Genomic DNA, 401 nt, shown 5'->3' on the forward strand with positions numbered 1-401 from the left:
CCGGCCGCACCCGCACCGCGCCCGCCGTCGGGGCGGACGTGGCGGGGCTCCGCTTCGGGGTGGTGTCCTGCGCCAACTGGGAGGCCGGCTGGTTCTCCGCGTACCGGCATCTCGCCGCCCGCCCCGACCTGGACGCGGTGCTGCACCTGGGCGACTACCTGTACGAGTACGCGACCGGCGGCTACCCGACCCAGGGCGCGGCCCTGCGCGAGCACCGGCCCGCCCACGAGATCCTGGACCTCGCCGACTACCGGGCCCGGCACGGCAACAACAAGACCGACGCCGACCTCCAGTCGCAGCACGCGGCCCACCCGGTCATCGCGATCTGGGACGACCACGAGTTCGCCAACGACGCCTGGTCGGGCGGGGCGCAGAACCACACCCCGGGTACGGAGGGGGTG

1 protein-coding gene is annotated in these 401 nt (G+C 74.8%); it reads left to right on the forward strand.

The window, feature by feature from the left end:
• Nucleotides 1-401: alkaline phosphatase D family protein (locus V2J85_RS40955; RefSeq protein ID WP_330824440.1), on the forward strand; the 401-nt coding region annotated here is incomplete at both ends.

This window comes from Streptomyces bugieae, assembly GCF_036352915.1.
GTDB classification, from domain to species: domain Bacteria; phylum Actinomycetota; class Actinomycetes; order Streptomycetales; family Streptomycetaceae; genus Streptomyces; species Streptomyces endophytica.